We start from the raw sequence: 21,140 nt of genomic DNA, 5'->3' as shown, positions 1-21,140 counted from the left end.
GCTGCGCCCTGTTCCAGTTTCGGCGCGGCAGGTTTATTACGATTCGGAAAATCCTGTGTGTTGTTACCCTAAAGTGATTCGTCAACATTGGGTATCATTACCGGGTCACAGTAAAAGCTAATCACAGGGGAAGCCTTTTTGTTTCTGCCAGGGGTTTTTGCGAAATGGCAATAGCACAAAGAGTCCGATAACACAGGTCACTAATTTTATAAAACGGCGTTTCTTTTTGATCGGGATGGTCATTCAGAACTGCGAGGTGACCAGCAGTGTCGCCTGCTGGCCGACGTAAAGAAGGGAATTAACGGTAGTTCACAATCACCTGATTGCTCTGAACCTGCAAGGCAGGGATCAGGCGACCGCCACCAGGCACTTCCCAGACGAAGTGCATGGGTTCAATCGCAGGGACATTATTAAAGCCATTGGTGGTACCGCTTTGTCCATCCAGTTCGACGCAACGAGATTGAGAGCATAAGCGCACACGTAACCCCGCAGGCGTAGGCCCATTTAATTCATAGCGCCAGGCGACCAGCGTCATCAGGCCGGAAACCGGCTGGCTGGGAACCAAAGGCGAAGATGAAGCCGACTCCCCACGATAATTTAAGGTAATCCCCATACCGCTTGCCTGCCATGTTCCTTCCCCGGCGGCCTGTACCGCCAGAGGAAAAAGCAACAGCCAAAGAAATTTACGCATTATTTACCTCCAATGGTCGCGGTCATACGGATATGGCGGTTATCGGAAAGCTCCATATTCGACAACACCACCAACTGCGGAATACTGCGGCGTAAAAAACGCGCCAGGAGAGGTCGCAGCGCATGATTCACCAGCAATACTGGCGGCGCACCCAACATTTCCTGACGCGACAGCGCTTCCTGCGTCTGTGCCAGCAGTCGGTCTGCCAGACCAGGTTCAAGGCCCCCACCGCCCTGTAACGCCTGTAACAACAGACGCTCAAGCGGTGTATCGAGTCCGATAACCTGAACTTCCTCGTTACCCGGGAACCACTGTTGAGTAATCGCCCGTCCAAGCGCCACACGCACCACTGCGGTAAGTTCATGCGGATCAGTCTGTAACGGGGCATGTTCCGCCAACGTTTCAAGAATGGTGCGCATATCACGAATAGGGACTTTTTCATCCAGCAGGTTCTGCAGCACTTTGTGCAGCGTGGTCAGCGTGACCACACCCGGCACCAGATCTTCTGTCAGTTTTGGCATTTCTTGTGAAACACGATCCAACAGCTGTTGCGCCTCCTGGCGACCAAACAGCTCTGCGGCAAACTGGCCAATCAGATGGTTCAGGTGTGTGGCAACTACCGTACTGGCTTCAACAACGGTGAAGCCCTGAATTTGCGCCTGCTCTTTTAGCGCGCTTTCAATCCAGATAGCATCCAGACCAAAAGCAGGATCAACCGTTTTCTCCCCTGGCAGCGATCCGGCCGCGGTACCAGGGTTGATGGCCAGCCAGCGCCCTGGGTAAGCATCTCCACTACCAATCTCGACCCCTTTCATCAGAATACGATAGCGGGCAGGTTGCAGATCCATATTGTCGCGAATGTGTACCACTGGCGGCAGGAACCCCATATCCTGGGCAAATTTCTTACGAATGCTGCGAATACGCCCCAGCAATTCGCCGTCCTGTTGGAAGTCCACCATCGGAATCAGGCGATACCCAACCTCCATTCCCAGCGTGTCTTCTAGCTGAACATCACTCCACGTAGCTTCCACTACCGAGTTGTTTTCCGGCATTTTTACCGGCTGAGCTTCTTCTGGTGCTTTTTGCTCGCGTCCGCGCATCCACCAGGCCAGCCCCAGCAATGCCGCGGTAAACATCAGAAACACCAGGTTTGGCATTCCCGGTACCAGCCCCAGTAAACCGAGGACCGCCGCACTAAGCAGCATAACGCTTGGGTTGCTGAACAACTGGGTGACCATCTGTTCACCCACGTCCTGATCGGTACTCACGCGGGTTACAATAACCCCCGCCGCCGTTGAGATAACCAACGCAGGGATCTGAGCTACCAGCCCGTCACCGATGGTCAGCAGAGTATAGCTTTCTGCTGCGCTGCCCATGCTCATACCGTGCTGCAACACCCCAACCAGCAAGCCGCCCACCACGTTGATGGCCATGATCAGAATACCGGCGATGGCATCCCCACGAACAAATTTACTCGCACCGTCCATGGAGCCATAAAAATCAGCTTCCTGTGTCACTTCAGAACGGCGTTTTTTGGCTTCATCTTCACCAATCAATCCCGCATTCAAATCGGCGTCAATCGCCATCTGCTTACCTGGCATCCCATCCAGCACGAAGCGCGCACCCACTTCAGCGATACGTCCCGCACCTTTGGTGATAACCATAAAGTTAATGATGACGAGAATGACGAAGACCACGATACCGATGGCAAAGTTACCGCCGACCAGGAAGTGACCAAAGGCTTCCACCACCTTACCTGCCGCCGCTGCACCGGTATGTCCTTCCATCAAAATGATACGCGTTGACGCGACGTTCAATGCCAGGCGCAGCAAGGTGGTGAACAGCAGAATCGTTGGGAATGCGGCGAATTCAAGCGTGCGCTGAGTGAACATCGCCACCAACAGCACCATGATCGACAGCGCAATGTTAAAGGTGAACAGTAAATCGAGGATGAAGGCCGGAAGCGGCAACACCATCATCGACAGGATCAGCAGAATGAGGATCGGCCCGGCAAGAATTTGCCATTGCGTGGATTTCAGGTTGCCGGGCAGACGCAGCATCGCGACCAGATTAGCCATCAGTATTCTTCTCGTTCATAAAATCCAGCGCTTCAGGCACCGGAAGGTTTCCAGGTTGTGGTGGCGGCGTGCCGCCAGCCAGACGCCAGCGTTTTAGCTGCCATACCCATGCCAACACTTCGGCAACGGCGGCATACAATTGGCCAGGTATTTGCTGACCGATCTCAGCATGGCGATATAACGCACGAGCCAGCGGCGGAGCTTCTAACGTTGGGACACGGTGCTCCGCGCCAATCTCTCGAATACGCAATGCCACCAGCCCGGCCCCTTTAGCCACAACTTTTGGCGCGCTCATTTTGTTTTCGTCGTACTGCAAGGCAACCGAATAGTGCGTCGGGTTGGTCACAATAACATCCGCCTTCGGCACATCCTCCATCATCCGGCGCTGTGCGGCCGCACGCTGCATCTGACGAATTTTGCCCTTAACGTGCGGGTCACCTTCGCTTTCTTTAAATTCATCACGGATATCCTGACGCGACATCCGCAGTTTTTTCACGTGGCTATAAATCTGGAAAAAGACGTCAAATCCCACCATCGGAATGACGCCAAGCACCACCAGTAATGCGCACATACCAACTAAATCCAGCGCATTTCCCATCGCCGTAATCGGGGATTCGGCCATCAGGCGCATCATCTCCGGCCAGTTATGCCAGAGATAGAAGCCCGCCACGCTACCCACCAACGTGGATTTCAATATGGCTTTGAGCAGCTCCGCCCCGGTTTGCGCCGAGAACATACGCTTAATACCCGGTAACGGATTCAGCTTTGAGAATTTGGGTTGCAGCGATTTACCGCTGAAGATCAAGCCGCCAAGCATCACCGGGGAGATCAATGCCACCAGCACAACCCCGGTAATCAGCGGCAACAACGCAATCATGGCGTCTTTAATCAACAGAATGATTTGACTCAGGATCAGGTTAGGGTCATTGACCATACTGTGGTCAAAGCGTAATCCGGTTGACAGCATGCCTGCCAACCTACGGGCGAGCGACTCTCCACCAATCCAGATAATGCACACGCCCACCAGCAAAATAAGCAGTGAGGTTAGCTCCTTGGATCGGGGTATCTGCCCTTCTTCCCGTGCTTTTTCAAGTCGGTGGGGTGTGGGGGCTTCTGTTTTGTCGTCGTCGCTTTCTTCTGCCACGCATCAGACCCTGGATAGAGATATAGGCGTGAATAATGCCAGAACAGCCATGCAACAATGGGGAGAGTAAGCGGTAAAAAAGACGGGATTTATGGCTTTAACGCCAATTGCCGATGAATAACATGTAAGCCGGATGAGAAGTTTCCTTCGGCATCCGGCAAATACACATCAGAAACCGAGGCTATCCAGCAGGTCGTCAACCTGATCCTGGCTTGCCACTACGCCGGCTTTGGAGGTGTCAACCTGCGGACCGTTCAGCAAGCTTTCGTTTTCACGTTTTGGACGAGCGCCCTGCTCCGGAATGTTTTCCAGCAGCACCATCAGCAGTTGACGCTCAATTTCCTGGATAACATCCATCATGCGCTTGATCACCTGACCGGTGAGATCCTGGAAATCCTGCGCCATCATGATGTCCAGCAATTGGGCATTGGTAAAGCTGGTATGGCCGGGGACATCACCAAGGAACTGGCGGGTATCAGTGACCAGTTCACGGGCATCGGACAGTTCAATCGGATTTTCGAACCATTCATCCCAGCGTTTGGTCAGGTCTTTTGCCCCTTTTTCCATGGCGTCCTGGTGCGGCTGTGAAGCTTCTACGCTGTTTAGCGCACGCTCTGCCGCCTGTGCAGTCATCTGTACAACGTAGTCCAGGCGATCGCGCGCGTCGGGAATGGCTTCCGCCGCTTCGGCAATGGCCTGATCCAGCCCCAGTTCACGCAGGCTGTCGCGCAGCATTCGGGTTAAACTACCGATGCGCGCAATGATGTCCCCTGCTGAGTGTTCGTCAACAGGTTTAATTTGTGGTTGCATCATCATCACATCCTCACATGCCCAGTTTCTCAAAGATCTTATTGAGTTTTTCTTCCAGCGTCGCCGCGGTGAACGGTTTTACAACATAACCACTGGCACCCGCCTGTGCTGCCGCGATAATGTTTTCTTTCTTCGCTTCTGCCGTCACCATCAGCACCGGCAGGGCAGACATGCTGCCGTCAGCACGAATGGTTTTCAGCAGTTCAAGACCGTCCATGTTAGGCATGTTCCAGTCGGAAATCACAAATCCGAATCCCCCTGCCTGCAGTTTGTTCAACGCGTCCACGCCATCTTCAGCTTCTTCAACGTTGTTAAATCCTAGTTCCTTCAGCAGGTTACGCACAATGCGACGCATGGTGGAAAAGTCATCCACAACCAAAAACCTAAGCTCTTTATCCGCCATAAAAATAAACTCCTGATTCAAATACGTATTGCCTGTCCGGCACTGATTTTCGCCAGCATTTGCTGGCTTACCTGGCTAAGATCGACCACTTCGCTTACGCCACCCATATTGATGGCCTCGCGCGGCATGCCGAACACCACACAACTTGCTTCATTTTGCGCAATGGTCCAGGCGCCAGCCTGGTTCATCGCTAACATTCCGGCGGCCCCATCGTTGCCCATACCGGTCAGGATCACCCCGACGGCATTGCGCCCCGCATGTTTCGCCACCGAATGGAACAGCACATCCACTGAAGGCCGATGCCGGTTAACCGGCGGGCCATCATGAATTTTGATCTGGTAGTTCGCCCCGCTACGCGCCAGTTCCATATGCTTGTCGCCAGGCGCGATATACGCATGCCCAGGAAGCACACGTTCTCCGTCTTCAGCCTCTTTCACAGTTATCTGACACAGTTTGTTCAGACGTTCGGCGAACGAACGGGTAAATCCTGGCGGCATATGCTGGGTAATAAGAATACCGGGACTTGAAAGCGGCAATGGCTGGAGTACATGACGAATTGCCTCTGTTCCTCCGGTTGAGGCACCAATCACCAGCAGTTTTTCCGAACTGAGTAACGGCCCCGCCTTCAAGGTCGCTGGCGCTGCCGTGGGTTTGTGGGCGGCCAGTTTTGCGCGCGATGCAGTGCGGATTTTCTCCGCAATCATCTCGCTATATGCCAGCATTCCTTCGCGAATCCCCAGCTGAGGTTTGGTGACAAAGTCAATCGCCCCCAGTTCCAGGGCCCGCAGCGTGACCTCAGAACCTTTGCCTGTCAGCGAAGAGACCATCACCACGGGCATCGGACGCAGACGCATCAGCTTTTCAAGAAAATCGAGACCGTCCATGCGCGGCATTTCAACATCCAGCGTCAGAACGTCGGGATTAAATTTTTTGATGAGATCCCGCGCAACCAAAGGATCAGGCGCTGTCGCAACCATCTCCATATCGCTGTGGCTGTTAATAATCTCGGTCATGATTTGACGCATCAATGCAGAATCATCAACCGACAATACCCTGATTTTACTCATGCTTTATCCTTACCTAGCGCATACACCGTCTGCCCGCGCAGGCTAAACTCGCGCACGAGGTTGCTAAAGTTTTCTGAATGACCGGCAAACAGCAGTCCGTCAGGTTTAAGGAGTGGAACAAAACGGTGCAAAATGTCCTGCTGAGTCGTTTTGTCAAAATAGATCATGACGTTACGACAGAATATGGCGTCGAACGGGCCTGGCACGTTGTATTTTTTGTCCAGTAAATTCACGCTGGAAAACTCAACATGGCTTGCCAGTTCCTGCCGTACGCGCACCAGCCCTTCATGAGGCCCGGTACCGCGCATGAAATAACGTTGCAGCTGTTGTGGCGACAACGTCTTTAGCTCGTCAAGACGGTAAATACCGCTTCTTGCCTTTTCCAACACCTCAGTATCAATGTCGCTGGCAAAAACACGCCAGCGACCCGGCGCCATACCCAGGGTATCGGCCAGCGTAATCGCAATACTGTAAGGTTCTTCTCCGGTAGACGCTGCCGCGCTCCAGACGCGATATTCACCGCTGCGTCGACTGGCGTGGTCAGACAGCACCGGAAAGTGATGCCCTTCGCGAAAAAAAGCGGTCAGGTTGGTGGTCAGGGAGTTAATAAAAGCCTGCCACTCAGCACTGTTCTGGTTAGCTTCCAGCATGCTGAGATAGCGACCGAAATCATCCAGTCCCAGGGTCCGTAACCGGCGAACCAGGCGGTTATAGACCATGTCCCGCTTGTGGTCGGCCAGCACGATCCCCGCGCGCTGGTAGATTAATTGACATATCCGACGAAAATGCGCGTCAGACAGCGCGAGGCGCTGTGTCATCTGTAACAATAATGACGTTTGCCCGGAGGGCAGAGATGATGTCATAGCGCCTTCTCAATCACATTCAGGATACAACGGGCACAACCTGCGGCTGCGCCAATTCTTGTTGTGTTACGGTTTGTTCTTCAATTTTAAAAAACGCGACACAGGCGGAAAGATTATCTGCCTGGGTAGCTAACTGCTCAGTGGCGGCTGCCGCTTCTTCAACCAGCCCGGCGTTCTGCTGTGTGACAGAATCCATCTGGCTGACGGCTTGCGCCACCTGCTCAATGCCTTTGCGTTGTTCATCGGAGGCCGAGGCAATCTCCCCCATGATGTCGTTAACCCGGGTAACCGAGCTAACAATCTCTGTCATCGTGCGCGCCGCCATATCCACCAACTGCGATCCCTGGTGAACGCGGGTGACGGACTCTTCGATCAGTCCTTTAATTTCTTTCGCTGCCTGTGCGCTACGGCTTGCCAGATTGCGAACCTCTCCGGCGACCACAGCGAAACCGCGCCCCTGCTCACCGGCACGGGCAGCTTCCACCGCGGCGTTTAACGCCAGGATGTTGGTCTGGAAGGCGATGCTGTCAATCACACTGGTGATGTCACCTATCTTCTGCGAGCTGGCAGAAATCTCATGCATAGTGCTGGCAACCTTAGCCGTCTGTTCCCCTCCTTTATGCGCCGTGTCAGCCGCACTTTTGGCAATGCCTGAGGCTTGTCGCGCGTTATCCGCATTTTGCCCCACGGTGGCGGTAAGCTGTTCCATACTGGCTGCCGTTTGCGCCAGCGATGCCGCCTGCTGTTCAGTTCGCGAGGACAGGTCGTTATTACCCATCGCGATTTCCGAGATCCCGGTATGCATTGCCGAGCTCCCCTGGCGTACCTCACTGACCGTCTCACGCAGTGCCTGTTGCATCGCTTTCAGGCTGGCAAAAATGGCTGAAATCTCATTGCGCCCATATACCGCTATCGGTCGCGCCAGATTACCCGCCGCAATGCTGTCGAAATGGCTACCGATGATCGCCAGCGGCTGTACAATCATTTTGCGCGACCAGTACAGCGCTGCGGTCGTTAATAGCGCCGCCAGTACCAGCATGGTGGCGAAAATCACCCCGGACATATGGTAACTACGCTGGCTGTGATCCTCTGCTTTTTGCAATACCTGGTTGATGTTGTTTTGCCACGCCGTAAAGTTTGCATCAAAGGCATCCTGTGAAGCCTGTACCGGGGCGGTCAAAAAATCTGACAGCTGATTATTTTCCAGCCAGGTTGCCTGGTGAACCAGATCGCTATGCCATTGACTGAAGCTTTTCTCGGTTGCGCTTTGCAGCGCCTTCCCCTCTTCTGCCGTCTCTGTCGTCGCCATAAAGCGTTTAAATATCGATTCGGACTGGGCCAGGCTGTCCTGTGCAATCGTCATCAGCGCTTTGATATCCTCTGGCGGATAGCTCAGCGCCGTCAGCGTGCCTGCTTTATTAAGTGCAGTACTGGCCTGTAATAACACAGCGCGGGTTTGCGCCAGCGCAGCGCGTTGCTGATTACTCTGTTCGACCTGGTTCAGGTTCTGAAAACCATCCCGAAATGCCCAGAAGGACAAGCCATTACTGCCAATCTGCAAAACGCCGCAGAGGATTAAAATCAAAAACAGCGTGGTCGAAATTCGCATACGATTAAACATCAACGCTCCCATCAGGCGGCGCAGGCCGCGGTTTAGCTGTCAGTCAAAATGTTTCCCAATGCGTATCTTGTTCGGTGGCTAGCTGGCGCGGTTGTGACGCCGGAGTCGCTGTTGCAGGTAGTCGTGTATCTCGCGTCTTTGATGATGCAGGACGTGACGCGAGGCGGAATGTCGACACCGACTGGGTCAGGCGACTGGCCTGCTCCTCGAGTGCGGCAGCGGCAGCGGCCGACTCCTGCACCAACGAGGCGTTTTGTTGCGTAACCCGGTCCATTTCAGACACAGCGAGCGCAACCTGATCTATCCCTCGACTTTGTTCATCGGATGCCGAGGCGATTTCCCCCATGATGTCGGTCACACGCGTGACTGCATTAACGATGTCATGCATGGTTTCCCCGGCGCTTTCTACCAATACAGAACCGGTATCAACCCGCGATACAGAATCTTCAATTAGCGCTTTAATCTCTTTTGCTGCCTGCGCACTGCGGCTCGCCAGGTTACGCACTTCACCGGCAACGACGGCAAAACCACGGCCTTGTTCACCGGCACGCGCAGCTTCCACCGCCGCATTCAGCGCAAGAATGTTTGTCTGGAATGCAATGCCATCGATAACGCTAATAATGTCGGCAATTTTCTTCGAACTATCGGCGATTTCGTGCATGGTATTCACCACGCTATCAACCACTTTGCCGCCATGTTGCGCGGTATCGGAGGCGCTTTTCGCCAGTTGAGAAGCCTGACGCGCATTGTCCGCATTTTGCTTCACGGTAGCGGTCAACTGTTCCATGCTGGCTGCTGTTTCTTCCAGCGCGGAAGCCTGTTGTTCAGTACGGGATGAAAGATCGGTGTTACCGCTGGCAATTTCACTGGTACCGGAATAAATCGCATCCGAACCTTCGCGCACCAGGGTTACCGTTTCGGTTAGCGAACGCTGCATATGATCGACCGTGCTGGCCAGCTCGCCAATTTCATTACGACCGCTGACAGCCAGAGTTGCGGTTAAGTTACCGCTGGCAATTTCACGGATATGCGCAATGACGCGAGACAAAGGGTTTAGCAAGGCATGACGAATGCCATACCACACCACCACCAGAATCAGTACCAGCACTACAGCCAGAATGCCGAGTTGCCATTGGGCAAAATGGTAATCGCTTGCGCTTTGATCAAAGGCCTGGCGGTAGAGTTTCTCGCTAACATCTGCATATTTACCTAACGCTGCGCCGAGGGCATTTTGCATGCCCTGAGTTGGCTGTGCGAAATAGGCATCCATGTTGCCGTTTTCAAGGAACTGGACAAGCTCCACCAGGGCCGCATGGTACTGCTGATATTTTTCATCGACGTTACCGCTGGCATCCGTCATATCAGGCAACGGCGTGATTTTTTTGAAATTAGCGTAATGCGCTTCGGCTTGCGCCAACGACGCTTTCGCATTCTTCAGCAGATCATTTTTCGCGCTGCTTTGCTGGTTGGACGCATCCATCATCATGCGCGCAGAGGAACGACTCAAATTGATGCGTGTTTGCAGCATCAGATCCCATGTTGAGGTGAGTTCGCTTTGCTGCTGTCGAAGATCATTAGAAATAACAAAACTTTGCTGATTCTGCTGCAATGAAGAAAACAACAGACCACCGGAAACAAGCTGTAGCAGTGCGAAAACCCCCAGCACCATCATCAGCATTGTGACAACGCGGATACGGTTAAACATAAGGCACCTTCCTGAAAACGAGTTATCAACATTATCGGCATTCACTGAGATAACTTTACGTTTGCAAAAAGGAAATCCATCAGGAAAGCAAGGCCCGGTGGGAGGAGGGAAAACCGGAGGCACAGAAACCACAACGCATTTACATAAAAACATAATAATTATCATGAAGATAACATTTTCAACTCGCCTTATTTTGCCGCTATTTGTATTCCCCGCCCCTTTTCGTGTGACACCGATCACATAACCATTCACCAAATACCACAACAAAATGGATAAAAAATTAAAAAAAGTTGTATCCGCTTACGCTTTAATTCAATTTATATGATGAATACTTCGTTACCACTTAATAAGTATAAAAAATGAGTAACCGAACAATAAATGTTAAATCCTTACTGAGGGCTTTTTAGTGGCAAATGCAAACAAACTCACGTTGTTTATTGTGATCTTCATGCTGGCGGGGATCCTGTCGGGTGCGGTGATCCACTCTTATGCCTCCCCCGGCGTCGTTACCGCCTGGGCCGATAATATTACGCTGCTTACCGACATCTTTTTGCGCCTGATTAAGATGGTCATTGCGCCTTTAGTATTCAGTACCCTGACCGTGGGTATTATGCGTCTGGGCGAAACCTCAACCATCGGGCGCGTGGGCGGCAAAGCGATGATCTGGTTTATCAGCTCTTCTATTCTGTCTATTCTGGTTGGTCTGTTTGTGGTCTCCCTCGAACAACCCGGCAGCGGTCTGAACCTGGCGATCCCGCTGGAAGCCACTGATACCGGCCTGGCCGTCGGTGGTATGAGCCTGAAAGGTTTTCTGACGCATACCATTCCCACCAGCATCGCCGAAGCGATGGCGAATAATGAGATCCTGCAAATCGTTGTATTCTCGATGTTCTTCGGAATCGGTGGTGCTTCGCTCGGCGAAAAATTTAACGCCCCGCTGGTTGCCGCGCTGGATGTGGTCTCCCACATTATGCTGAAAGTGACCGGCTACGTGATGTATGTTGCGCCGCTGGCTATTTTTGCCGCCATCTCTTCCGTTATCTCCACCCAGGGTCTGGGGATCCTGCTCAACTACGCATCGTTCATAGGTGGTTATTATGTGGCCATTTTGTTGACCTGTCTGGTTCTGCTGGCCGTGGGTTATATGATGCTGAAAAAAGAGGTGTTCCGCCTGGTCAGTATGCTCAAAGACCCGGTTCTGGTCGCCTTCACCACCAGCAGCTCCGAAGCCGCTTATCCGAAAACGCTGGAGCAATTAACCAAATTTGGTTGCTCGCCCAATATCGTGTCATTTGTACTGCCTATCGGTTATTCGTTTAACCTGGTGGGTTCCATGGTCTACTGCTCGTTCGCCTCTATGTTTATCGCACAGGCTTATAACATCCACCTTTCCTTCGCGGAAATTACCGTGCTGATGCTGACATTGATGCTGGCGTCAAAAGGGATAGCCGGTGTGCCACGTTCAGCGCTGGTGGTGCTGGCGGCAACCATTCCAAGCTTTAATATTCCGGTTGCCGGAATTTTGTTACTGATGGGTATTGACCACTTCCTGGATATGGGGCGCTCAGCGATCAACGTGTTGGGTAACGGGATTGCAACGGCGATGCTGGCACAGGATGAAGGTTTGCTGGAAGAAGAATCGGAGCTGGTTGAGCGGGAAGCGTAAAGGGAAAATCTGCCGGATAGCAACGCCTATCCGGCCTACAACAGCATTCATTGTAAGCCGGATAACATGCTTATGATTTATGCCACATGGGAAGCGGCAATATCCAGCAGCGCCATTTCTTCGCTGTTCAGCAGCTTCTCAATGTTGACCAGAATCAGCATCCGGTCTCCCAACGCGCCCAGTCCCGTCAGATATTCCGTTGACAGCGTAACCGCGAATTCCGGTGCCGGTCGGATTTGATCGGTCGTCAGCGACAGCACGTCAGATACGCCATCCACCACAATCCCAACCACCCGTTGTCCGAGATTCAGCACAATCACCACGGTGTTTTCGTTGTAATCCACATCGCTCTGGCTGAATTTCACACGCAGATCAACAATCGGCACAATCACGCCGCGCAGGTTAGTCACGCCTTTAATAAAGGCTGGCGTATTGGCAATACGCGTAACCTGATCGTAGCCGCGGATTTCCTGCACTTTCAGGATATCGATACCGTACTCTTCATCCCCCAGCGTAAACACGAGGAATTCCTGACCTGACGGTTCGCCGGCCAGTTTAGTTACATTACTCATACCGGTCATATTCTTCCCTTTCTTACTCTATCAGGCGGCTGTGATTGCCACACGTTGTTCGCGGTTTAACCCCTGCAATGCAGAGACATCGACAATCAGCGCGACGCTACCGTCGCCGAGGATCGTTGCTGCGGAAATGCCTGGCACTTTGCGGTAGTTGCTTTCCAGGTTTTTTACCACCACCTGGTGTTGACCAATTAACTGATCGACCAGCAACGCGTAGCGACGCCCTGCACTTTGTAAAATCACTACAATACCCTGAGTTGCTTCGGTTTTTGCACCTTCAACTTCAAAGACTTTCCACAACTCAACCAGCGGTAGATACTCACCACGCACTTCCAGAACACGCTCTCCCCCGGCCAGCGGATGGAGATCCTCTTCACGAGGTTGCAGAGATTCCATCACCGCATTCAGCGGCAGGATAAACACTTCATCGGCTACACGTACAGACATGCCATCAAGGATAGCCAGCGTCAGCGGCAGCAAGATACGGATGGTCGTGCCCTGACCCTGTTTCGACTGGATCTCAACATGACCGCCCATCTCCTGGATATTTCGTTTCACCACGTCCATACCGACACCACGCCCGGAAACATCCGTCACCTGCTCGGCGGTCGAGAATCCCGGGGCGAAGATCAGCATGCCGACTTCGTCATCGCTCATATTTTCGTGGATCGGCATCCCCTGGGAAATAGCCTTCGCCAGGATACGTTCGCGGTTCAGACCCGCGCCATCATCGGTCACTTCGATACAAATATTCCCGCCCTGGTGTTCGGCAGAAAGTGTCAGATTACCAATCGGACTTTTCCCTGATTCGATGCGTTTTTCCGGCAATTCAATACCGTGATCGAGGCTGTTACGCACCAGGTGCGTCAACGGATCGATAATGCGTTCGATCAGGCTCTTATCCAGTTCGGTGGAGCTACCGACCTGGGTTAGTTCAACCTGTTTCCCCAATTTACCCGCCAGATCGCGCACCAGACGCGGGAAGCGGCTAAAAACATACTCCATTGGCATCATACGAATCGACATCACCGACTCTTGCAGATCGCGGGCGTTACGTTGTAACTGCCCCATGCTGGTGATGAGATCGCCATGGTTTACCGGATCCAGTTCGTTCGAACGCTGAGCCAGCATTGACTGCGTGATGACCAGTTCACCCACCAGGTTAATCAGTTGATCGACTTTCTCAACCGCCACGCGGATACTGGTTGATTCGCTGGCCCGGGCAGGTTTCTCACGCTCTGCTCGTCCATGCGGCGCTTCGTTGGCGGTCGCTTTGGCCACTGGCGCAGGTGCAGCAACCGGCAGCGGCTGTGGTTCGGCGACATCTGCGACGGCTGGCGTTTCTGCAGCAGTCGGCGCGGCAGTGATGGTTTCGAACTCAATCTGATCCGCTTCAATGACGAAGCAGAGCACTGCAATAATGTCATCTTCGGCAAGGCTACCGTCGATCGTTGCCGACAGCGTATCGGCACCTTTGACCACATCGCTTAAGGTCGCCAGATTCCCCAGTTCCTCTTCCAGTAAATCGACTTCACTGGCTTTCAGGCGCGAGAGAATGATCCGCTTTTTGATCTCTTCAGTGACAGGGGCGGCTTCTTGTGCACCCACCTCCTCTGCTATCGCCGTGCCATCAACAACGCTCAGTTTGGCGCTATTGACCACCGCGGGCGCGGTTTCACCTTTTGCTTCGAGCGCTAACTGTCGTAACGCATTACAAATGTACTCAAAGCTGGCGGCATCTGGCTCCTCTGAGTTTTTATAGGCGTCGAGCTGTTCCTGCATAATATCTTTCGTTTCCAAAAACAGGTTGATAATGTCGGCATTGAGCTGCATCTCGCCACGCCGCGCTTCATCCAGCAGGTTTTCCATCAGATGGGTCGTTTCCTGCAAAATGGTAAAGCCGAAAGTGCCCGCCCCGCCCTTAATCGAGTGCGCTGCACGAAAAATGGCATTCAGCTGTTCGGAGTCCGGGGCTTCAGGCACCAAATCCAGCAGGTGTTGCTCCATGTCAGCCAACAGTTCGTCAGCTTCATCAAAAAATGTCTGATAAAAATCGCTAATATCCATGCTCACGCTATCACCTCGGATTGGCTGGTGGCGATGTGGGAACGCTTGCCGGCGGCAGCGCCACTGGCTGTTGTAAGACACTTACCGGCTCATTCTGGCTTTCAGCGTTTTCATGCAAAATGGCCTCTTCGGCCTGCTTATTCAGAACCAGCAGGCTTATACGGCGGTTGATGGCGTCCTCAGGACCGCGATCGCTCAGACGCATCGTGGCGGCCATACCTACCACCCGTAATACTTTTCCATCATCCAGTCCACCGCTGACCAGCTCGCGACGCGATGCATTGGCGCGATCGGCAGACAGTTCCCAGTTGCTATATCCCTTCTCACCGTTGGCATAGGGATAATCATCCGTATGACCAGAAAGACTGATACGGTTTGGGATCCCGTTCAGCACCGGCGCAATCGCCCGCAAAATATCACGCATGTAAGGTTCAACCTCTGCGCTTCCGGTTTTAAACATCGGGCGGTTCTGACTGTCGATAATCTGTATCCGCAGCCCTTCCTGAACCAAATCAATTTTCAGATGTGGGCGTAGTGCACGCAGCTTAGGATCAGATTCAATCAGTTGATCGAGATCGCCACGTAACTTGCTCAAACGGCTTTGCTCCATGCGCTTTCTCAGATCATCAATGTTGGGCTGCTTGTTCACTTCCCCCTGCTGCTGGGTGTAATCATCACCCCCACCAGGAATTGGGCTTTGGCTGTTCGAGATCCGATTTCCGCCCGTCACCGCAGTGGCCAGCGGAGTACGGAAATATTCGGCAATTTGAATCAGTTCTTTAGGGCTGGAGATGGAAATAAGCCACATCACCAGAAAGAAGGCCATCATCGCGGTCATAAAATCGGCGTAGGCAATTTTCCACGAACCATGCGCCCCACCACCGTGATTTTTATGTTTGCGTCGCTTTACGACGATAATGGGATGGGCCTGATTTTTCATGCGTCCTCGGTCGTCTGCTGCGCTGCTGGATTCCTCACCGCACGAACATGCTCTTCCAGTTCGATAAACGAAGGACGCTCGCTGGAATACAGCGTCTTACGACCAAACTCGACCGCAATCGGTGGCGCGTAGCCATTCAGATTGGAGAGCAGAGTTATCTTCACACACTGCATCATCTTGGTTGTTTCAGCGCTCTTCTGTCGCAGGACGCTGGCGAGTGGGGAAATAAATCCATAGGCCAGTAATATACCGAGGAATGTCCCTACCATGGCATGTGCAATCAGGGCACCCAGTTCAGCAGCGGGACGATCGGCAGAAGCCAGCGCATGTACAACCCCCATCACCGCAGCCACGATCCCGAACGCCGGTAATGAGTCACCGACCATCGCAAGACTGTTAGCCGGAACTTCGGCCTCACTTTCATGCGTCTCAATCTCTTCGTCCATCAGCGCTTCAATTTCAAACGTATTCATGTTGCCGCTGATGATCAGACGCAGATAATCGACAATAAAATCAAGCATCACTGCATCCGCAAGAATACGCGGATAGCTGGCGAAAATTTCACTCTCTTTTGGATTTTCGATATCGCGTTCCAGCGAGAACATGCCTTGCTGACGTGACTTGGCCATCAGGCGGTAGAGTAAGGCCAGCAGGTCCATATACATGGCTTTGGTATATTTCGAACGACGAAAAAGCAACGGGATCGCTTTCATCGTCCCTTTGATGGCTTTACCGTTGTTACCAACGATAAATGCCCCGATACCTGCGCCACCGATGATCACCAGCTCAGCCGGTTGATAGAGTGCCCCAAGGTGTCCGCCGGTCATCATGTAACCGCCGAAAACTGTACCAATAACAACCAGGTAACCTAATAAGATAAGCACGACATCATCCTTTCGCAATTGACTATGACAGGATGCGCAGTCGGGCAGTTAACTCATGGTCAGGACAAAAAAAAGCAGCGGTAATCGCTTACCGCTGCTGGAGTGTTTATCCACACCGTTTCAGTTAAACAGCCTGTTCGATCTGTTCATCCAGCAGTTGTGGAATAATATCGGCAGCATTCTGGGAAAGTTTACGTCTTTTTACGGCTCGCGATGGCGGCTGACATAAACTGCAGGCAAAGCTGCCTGCGGGTTGGTGCGCGTGGGTAATGAAATTTCCGCCGCAGCAGTTACAGGCGGACAATTCAAGTAAACCACTGTCAACAAAACGGACAAGGGTCCACGCACGAGTAAGCGCCAACAATGGCCCTTCTTCTGGCTGCGGACACTGCTCAAGATATAACCGATACGCTTTAATCACGGCATCCACGCCGCTGCACAAACCGGTTTTAAGCAGAAATTGCCATGCATTACAAAACATCGATGCATGAATATTTTGTTCCCACGTCATAAACCAGTCGGTGGAAAACGGAAGCATCCCTTTTGGCGGAGGACTACCGCGTAATTCTTTGTACAGCTTGATGAGTCGGCCACGGCTTAATTGCGTTTCGCTTTCCAGCATTTGCAAACGGGCGCCCAATGTGATTAATTCCATCGCTAACTGGATATCACGCGCTTCCTGAACAATGCTTTTTTCGCTCATCATCAAGCCCTTTTCTTACGCGCTGCGTCATCGATATCGTTAAGCAGGCGTGTTGAAAGCATAATACCGGTATGAATTTGCTGAAGATCGTCAACGCGGGAATCTTGCGTCAAACGCGTTACAGTCTGATGATCGTCGAAACGGAAATGGCATACCAGTTGATTGGTTTCAGCCAATTTGACCATTTGAGGAAGTGTTAATGTTGCCAATGTATCTGCCATCTCCTCGCTGATACCCAAGCGGAACATTGCAGACGCTTTGTCCTGAACGATCAAACGCTGTGCTAGCAATAAATACGACAAATTGATGTCATAAATGTGTTTCAGCAACTCGGATGTATGCATTATTTGCATCCATAATAACCAACATTATTTTCATGCGGCAGAACCGCACCCCGTGATGTCGCCGGGAAGGCCCGGTAAAAAAAAAGCAAAAGGTCAAATACATAGCAACGTGATGGCGCTTACGCGTTGTCTTAACATTCCTTTCTTAGAATGCCGCGCCCCTTACAAGCTCACATCATTTCTTACAAATGTCTAAGATTTTTCCTAATTCGACGCAACTCTACCCGCCACCCGTTACACATACAACGTAGCCATGCTGCGAATTTAAAGAATATGTGACGCAGATCACATAATCAAGCTAAACACTTAACATAAATCCATCAGCACAGCTTTTATTTTGGCTATTTTTTAAACCACCATTATCTTTTTCGATTCCAGCCATACGAATAATCTTGCAATAAAATCGAATAGTATTCTGTTTACGAACGTTAATATCACGCGCTAAAATAGCGAGCTGGCTCACAGATTTAATATGAAATAACCCTCCGCATTAAATTCTTTATAAACAAAGACTTAAATATTAAGACTGATTAATTAATACCGGGCTGTGATAACCGTTTAAATGTTAAATGATGTATACTTTTTATTAACAAATTGTTTTTATTAGAGATGAGTTTAACTTAAATCATCCGAACAGATTTACAGCTTATATGAAGTGATTATTCTATTTATAAGAATAATTAATGAATAATCATGATGGCATTCACACAATTACCGTACGAAACGTAGCAGTATGGCGTTATACGATCAAAACTGAAGAGTTCTCTCATAATTCATGAACAAAAGGAGCGAGTTATGAGCTATGCGCACATTCTTGTCGCTGTTGCCGCCACCCCCGAAAGTCACCAACTGTTAGCAAAGGCTGTTTCAATCGCTCGCCCTGTCAACGCCCGCATTAGTCTGATAACCCTGGTTTCAGATCCTGAACTGTATAACCAGTTTGCCGCCCCAATGCTGGAAGATCTGCGGGAAGTCATGCAAGAAGAGACCCATAATTTTCTCGATCAGTTAAGCAAAGAGGCACAGTACCCCATTGAGCACACGTTTATTACCTATGGGGCATTGAACGACCACATTCTGGATGTATGCCGCAAACACGAGGTTGATCTGGTGATTTATGGCAACCATAACCACAGTTTCTTTTCGCGAGCCTCCTGCTCAGCGAAAAGCGTGGTCAGCGCAAGCCAGGTTGATGTGTTGCTGGTGCCGCTTGCCGGCGATTAATCACGCCAGTTTGCTGCAGGCTGTCTGCGGGTCAGGCGACAGGTTTTCCGTATGACGCGATGCGATGTTCTTCAGATCGCAAATAAATCTCGCCTGCCAGTTGTTGATATCATTTTTAACGATAGTCTGCAGCATTGCCGCATGACGGGAAATGCGCTCGGCAAGCGGCATCGTCAGAGCCAGGTTTAATGCGCCTGCGACGTCATCCCGATCATAAGGGTTTACAATGAGTGCAGAAGTCAACTCATTCGCAGCCCCGGCAAACTGCGAGAGCACCAGAACGCCGGGGTTAGCAGGATCCTGTGCGGCGACAAACTCCTTGGCCACCAGATTCATGCCATCGCGCAGTGGCGTCACCAGTCCAACATCTGAGTAACGGAAGACCTTCATCAGTAATTTACGGTCAAAATACTGATTCAGGTAGTACAGCGGCGTCCAGCCCAGTTGCCCGTATTTACCATTGATCCGCCCGGCCTCGGTCTCTAACTGATGACGAATATCCTGATAAGCCTGTACCTCCTCACGCGAGGTCGGTGCTATCTGCGTATAACGAATCTTACCGTGATGCTGGGGAAACTGTTCCAACAGCGCCTCGTAGGCCTGAAAGCGCTCCGGCAGGCCTTTGGAGTAATCCAGTCGCTCAACAGAGAAGATATTTTTCACATTTTTAAGCTCTGCTTTTAACTGCGCCAGTTTCGGCGGTAGCGATCCTGATGCTTGCCGTGCAATCTCTTCAGGTGCAATACCAATAGGATAAACTTCCGTGCGGAACGCTTTACCCCAGGCCAGATGTTGTTTCTCGCTGGGCGTAGTTACCTGAGTTTGCGCCGTCAGACAGTCAAGAAAAGCCTGGCGATCGTTGTCGGTTTGAAAGCCCAATAAATCAAAGTCGCACAGTTGCTCAAGCAACGCCTGATGTGGCGGCAACGCATTGAAAATTTCGGGTGTCGGAAAAGGAATATGCAGAAAAAAACCGATGCGATTATTCACACCACGTTTGCGTAGCTCGCAGGCAAAGGGTAACAAGTGATAATCGTGAACCCAGATGATATCGTCATCGCTAAGCAGTGGCAGCAGCTTATCAACCAGTAAGGCATTAACCCGCTGGTAGCCTTCCCAGGCACTACGCTGAAACTGTACCAGGTCCAGTCGATAATGGAACGCAGGCCATAACACGGCATTCGAAAACTGGCAGTAATACTCCTCGTAATCCTGTTCACTCAGATTAAACGATGCCCAGGTGATGTTGCCACGGGTAACCTTTTTTAACGGTTGTTCCTCATTGCCTGTATCACCGCTCCAGCCGAACCACAGGCCGCCAGCCGCCTTCAGGGCGTCCAGCACACCTATAGCAAGGCCGCCAGCACTGCCTTTGTCATCCGGTGAGGCGATGCGGTTAGATACTACGACTAAACGACTCATAGCCACCTCTCCTGTCATTCGTTGCTTCTTGTTCCTGCTGCGGACAGTTGATTTGTTCCAGCCAATGCCAGACGTTCCTGACAGCAGCCAGGCGCCATGTCGCCTGAGTCTCCCCGCTTCCCACTTTTACCGAGATACCACCGGCGCGATTGACCACGGCAAAACCTGTTTCATCGGTCAGATCATCACCAACAAAAACAGGGGTCCGTCCGACAAATGGCGCTTCCTGCATAAATGCCGCAATTGCGTCTCCTTTATTGGTGTCCTGTGATTTGATTTCCACCACACACTTCCCGGGCTGCAATGCCAATTGCGGCCAGATATGGGTAATACGTTCAGCCAACGCCAGCAGCGCGGCCTCATGCTCAGGCGCCTGCCGGTAGTGCAGAGCGAAAGCCATGCCTTTAGTTTCAAGCGTTGTCCCCGGTAACGTCGCCAGCGCCGCATGCAATAACGCCCCCGCTTCGCGCTCGACCGCCGCAGGCAAATGCACAATATGGGTTTGACCATTGATGTCACGGCGTTCTGCCCCATGCACCCCGGCGAGCGGGAAACGATAAGGGGTGGTGAGTGCGTCAAGCTCTGCCATTGAGCGCCCTGAAATCAATGCCACAGCACCCGCATTTTGCGTGGCCAGGCGATGTAATAACTGCAGAATGGTCTGTGGAACAACAACCTGGTCAGGATGCGGTTTGATTTCAGCCAGTGTGCCATCGAGATCGAAAAAATAAGCACAGTTTGTGGGATGCTCAGGGGGTAAGGTTAGCGATGCTGTCACCCGATTCTCCTCCTCGTCATGGTCTGTACGCCGCGCGGATCGCGCCGTATATAGGATGTATGACGGGTATAAGTATAGACAGTGTGACCGTGCTCGCCATTTAGAAAAACAATCGCCAGCCGGGTAGCGGCTGGCGATAAGCGGAAGCTAGA

At 51.9% G+C, this 21,140-nt stretch carries 19 protein-coding genes; 2 read left to right on the top strand and 17 right to left on the bottom strand.

Annotated features, from left to right (window positions below):
- Positions 1 to 298: 298 nt before the first annotated feature.
- The 9 genes from flhE to tar all read right to left on the bottom strand — a co-directional run bounded on the left by flhE (position 299) and on the right by tar (position 10,382).
- Entirely contained in the window at positions 299 to 691 is a 393-nt protein-coding gene (gene flhE, locus I6L54_RS11210) for a flagellar protein FlhE (protein ID WP_005127678.1), read from the bottom strand.
- Positions 691 to 2,769, bottom strand: a complete 2,079-nt coding sequence (gene flhA / locus I6L54_RS11205; protein ID WP_040232408.1) for a flagellar biosynthesis protein FlhA — start codon at positions 2,767 to 2,769, stop codon at positions 691 to 693. The genes flhE and flhA overlap by 1 nt, the downstream gene beginning before the upstream one ends.
- The gene (flhB, locus tag I6L54_RS11200; RefSeq protein ID WP_005127680.1) at positions 2,762 to 3,913 is read right to left on the bottom strand and encodes a flagellar biosynthesis protein FlhB; all 1,152 of its coding nucleotides are present in this window, start codon (positions 3,911 to 3,913) and stop codon (positions 2,762 to 2,764) included. The genes flhA and flhB overlap by 8 nt, the downstream gene beginning before the upstream one ends.
- Positions 3,914 to 4,081: 168 nt before the next feature.
- The gene (gene cheZ, locus I6L54_RS11195) at positions 4,082 to 4,726 is read right to left on the bottom strand and encodes a protein phosphatase CheZ (protein ID WP_040232409.1); all 645 of its coding nucleotides are present in this window, start codon (positions 4,724 to 4,726) and stop codon (positions 4,082 to 4,084) included.
- A 10-nt stretch (positions 4,727 to 4,736) separates the two neighbouring features.
- Positions 4,737 to 5,126, bottom strand: coding sequence for a chemotaxis response regulator CheY (gene cheY / locus I6L54_RS11190; RefSeq protein WP_005127682.1), 390 nt, complete (start codon positions 5,124 to 5,126; stop codon positions 4,737 to 4,739).
- 17 nt (positions 5,127 to 5,143) lie between these two features.
- The gene (locus I6L54_RS11185; RefSeq protein WP_005127683.1) at positions 5,144 to 6,193 is read right to left on the bottom strand and encodes a protein-glutamate methylesterase/protein-glutamine glutaminase; all 1,050 of its coding nucleotides are present in this window, start codon (positions 6,191 to 6,193) and stop codon (positions 5,144 to 5,146) included.
- Positions 6,190 to 7,056, bottom strand: coding sequence for a protein-glutamate O-methyltransferase CheR (cheR, locus tag I6L54_RS11180; RefSeq protein WP_005127684.1), 867 nt, complete (start codon positions 7,054 to 7,056; stop codon positions 6,190 to 6,192). Before cheR ends, I6L54_RS11185 begins: the two co-directional genes overlap by 4 nt.
- Before the next feature lie 19 nt (positions 7,057 to 7,075).
- Complete coding sequence (gene tap, locus I6L54_RS11175) at positions 7,076 to 8,677, bottom strand: methyl-accepting chemotaxis protein IV (RefSeq protein ID WP_040232411.1); 1,602 nt, start codon at positions 8,675 to 8,677, stop codon at positions 7,076 to 7,078.
- 43 nt (positions 8,678 to 8,720) lie between these two features.
- A complete protein-coding gene (gene tar / locus I6L54_RS11170) occupies positions 8,721 to 10,382 on the bottom strand; it encodes a methyl-accepting chemotaxis protein II (RefSeq protein ID WP_005127686.1) in 1,662 nt (553 codons plus the stop codon).
- A 406-nt stretch (positions 10,383 to 10,788) separates the two neighbouring features.
- Here tar and I6L54_RS11165 point away from each other — a divergent pair, with 406 nt between their 5' ends.
- Complete coding sequence (locus I6L54_RS11165) at positions 10,789 to 12,048, top strand: dicarboxylate/amino acid:cation symporter (RefSeq protein ID WP_005127687.1); 1,260 nt, start codon at positions 10,789 to 10,791, stop codon at positions 12,046 to 12,048.
- Positions 12,049 to 12,125: 77 nt separating this feature from the next.
- Here the strand turns inward: I6L54_RS11165 and cheW are convergent, their stop codons facing one another.
- The 6 genes from cheW to flhD all read right to left on the bottom strand — a co-directional run bounded on the left by cheW (position 12,126) and on the right by flhD (position 17,564).
- Entirely contained in the window at positions 12,126 to 12,629 is a 504-nt protein-coding gene (gene cheW / locus I6L54_RS11160) for a chemotaxis protein CheW (RefSeq protein WP_003034638.1), read from the bottom strand.
- Positions 12,630 to 12,650: 21 nt separating this feature from the next.
- Positions 12,651 to 14,699: a chemotaxis protein CheA gene (gene cheA / locus I6L54_RS11155; RefSeq protein WP_040232412.1), complete on the bottom strand. Its 2,049-nt coding sequence runs from the start codon at positions 14,697 to 14,699 to the stop codon at positions 12,651 to 12,653.
- Positions 14,700 to 14,703: 4 nt separating this feature from the next.
- Positions 14,704 to 15,633: a flagellar motor protein MotB gene (gene motB / locus I6L54_RS11150; protein ID WP_005127690.1), complete on the bottom strand. Its 930-nt coding sequence runs from the start codon at positions 15,631 to 15,633 to the stop codon at positions 14,704 to 14,706.
- The gene (gene motA, locus I6L54_RS11145; RefSeq protein WP_005127691.1) at positions 15,630 to 16,517 is read right to left on the bottom strand and encodes a flagellar motor stator protein MotA; all 888 of its coding nucleotides are present in this window, start codon (positions 16,515 to 16,517) and stop codon (positions 15,630 to 15,632) included. The genes motB and motA overlap by 4 nt, the downstream gene beginning before the upstream one ends.
- A gap of 124 nt (positions 16,518 to 16,641) precedes the next feature.
- Positions 16,642 to 17,220, bottom strand: coding sequence for a flagellar transcriptional regulator FlhC (gene flhC, locus I6L54_RS11140; protein ID WP_005127694.1), 579 nt, complete (start codon positions 17,218 to 17,220; stop codon positions 16,642 to 16,644).
- A gap of 2 nt (positions 17,221 to 17,222) precedes the next feature.
- Positions 17,223 to 17,564 carry a flagellar transcriptional regulator FlhD gene (gene flhD, locus I6L54_RS11135; protein ID WP_040232414.1) on the bottom strand — a complete coding sequence of 114 codons (342 nt, stop codon included), beginning with the start codon at positions 17,562 to 17,564 and terminating at the stop codon, positions 17,223 to 17,225.
- 795 nt (positions 17,565 to 18,359) lie between these two features.
- Between flhD and uspC the strand changes: the two genes are divergently transcribed.
- Positions 18,360 to 18,788 (top strand): universal stress protein UspC, encoded by a 429-nt coding sequence (gene uspC / locus I6L54_RS11130; RefSeq protein ID WP_040232415.1) that lies wholly within the window; start codon positions 18,360 to 18,362, stop codon positions 18,786 to 18,788.
- Here the strand turns inward: uspC and otsA are convergent, their stop codons facing one another.
- Positions 18,789 to 20,210: an alpha,alpha-trehalose-phosphate synthase gene (otsA, locus tag I6L54_RS11125; RefSeq protein WP_040232417.1), complete on the bottom strand. Its 1,422-nt coding sequence runs from the start codon at positions 20,208 to 20,210 to the stop codon at positions 18,789 to 18,791.
- Entirely contained in the window at positions 20,185 to 20,988 is an 804-nt protein-coding gene (otsB, locus tag I6L54_RS11120) for a trehalose-phosphatase (RefSeq protein WP_040232418.1), read from the bottom strand. Before otsB ends, otsA begins: the two co-directional genes overlap by 26 nt.
- Positions 20,989 to 21,140: the final 152 nt, after the last annotated feature.

This window comes from Citrobacter pasteurii (assembly GCF_019047765.1).
Lineage (GTDB): Bacteria > Pseudomonadota > Gammaproteobacteria > Enterobacterales > Enterobacteriaceae > Citrobacter > Citrobacter pasteurii.
Note: the sequence above shows the minus strand (reverse complement) of the source record. Positions and strands in the feature narration are given on the sequence as shown.

Excerpts from the sequence above, each read along its gene's own strand:
- flhE (WP_005127678.1), bottom strand. The coding sequence starts at position 691 with ATGCGTAAATTTCTTTGGCTGTTGCTTTTTCCTCTGGCGGTACAGGCC.
- flhA (WP_040232408.1), bottom strand. The coding sequence starts at position 2,769 with ATGGCTAATCTGGTCGCGATGCTGCGTCTGCCCGGCAACCTGAAATCC.
- cheZ (WP_040232409.1), bottom strand. The coding sequence starts at position 4,726 with ATGATGCAACCACAAATTAAACCTGTTGACGAACACTCAGCAGGGGAC.
- cheY (WP_005127682.1), bottom strand. The coding sequence starts at position 5,126 with ATGGCGGATAAAGAGCTTAGGTTTTTGGTTGTGGATGACTTTTCCACC.
- I6L54_RS11185 (WP_005127683.1), bottom strand. The coding sequence starts at position 6,193 with ATGAGTAAAATCAGGGTATTGTCGGTTGATGATTCTGCATTGATGCGT.
- cheR (WP_005127684.1), bottom strand. The coding sequence starts at position 7,056 with ATGACATCATCTCTGCCCTCCGGGCAAACGTCATTATTGTTACAGATG.
- tap (WP_040232411.1), bottom strand. The coding sequence starts at position 8,677 with ATGTTTAATCGTATGCGAATTTCGACCACGCTGTTTTTGATTTTAATC.
- tar (WP_005127686.1), bottom strand. The coding sequence starts at position 10,382 with ATGTTTAACCGTATCCGCGTTGTCACAATGCTGATGATGGTGCTGGGG.
- cheW (WP_003034638.1), bottom strand. The coding sequence starts at position 12,629 with ATGACCGGTATGAGTAATGTAACTAAACTGGCCGGCGAACCGTCAGGT.
- motB (WP_005127690.1), bottom strand. The coding sequence starts at position 15,633 with ATGAAAAATCAGGCCCATCCCATTATCGTCGTAAAGCGACGCAAACAT.
- flhC (WP_005127694.1), bottom strand. The coding sequence starts at position 17,220 with ATGAGCGAAAAAAGCATTGTTCAGGAAGCGCGTGATATCCAGTTAGCG.
- flhD (WP_040232414.1), bottom strand. The coding sequence starts at position 17,564 with ATGCATACATCCGAGTTGCTGAAACACATTTATGACATCAATTTGTCG.
- uspC (WP_040232415.1), top strand. The coding sequence starts at position 18,360 with ATGAGCTATGCGCACATTCTTGTCGCTGTTGCCGCCACCCCCGAAAGT.
- otsA (WP_040232417.1), bottom strand. The coding sequence starts at position 20,210 with ATGAGTCGTTTAGTCGTAGTATCTAACCGCATCGCCTCACCGGATGAC.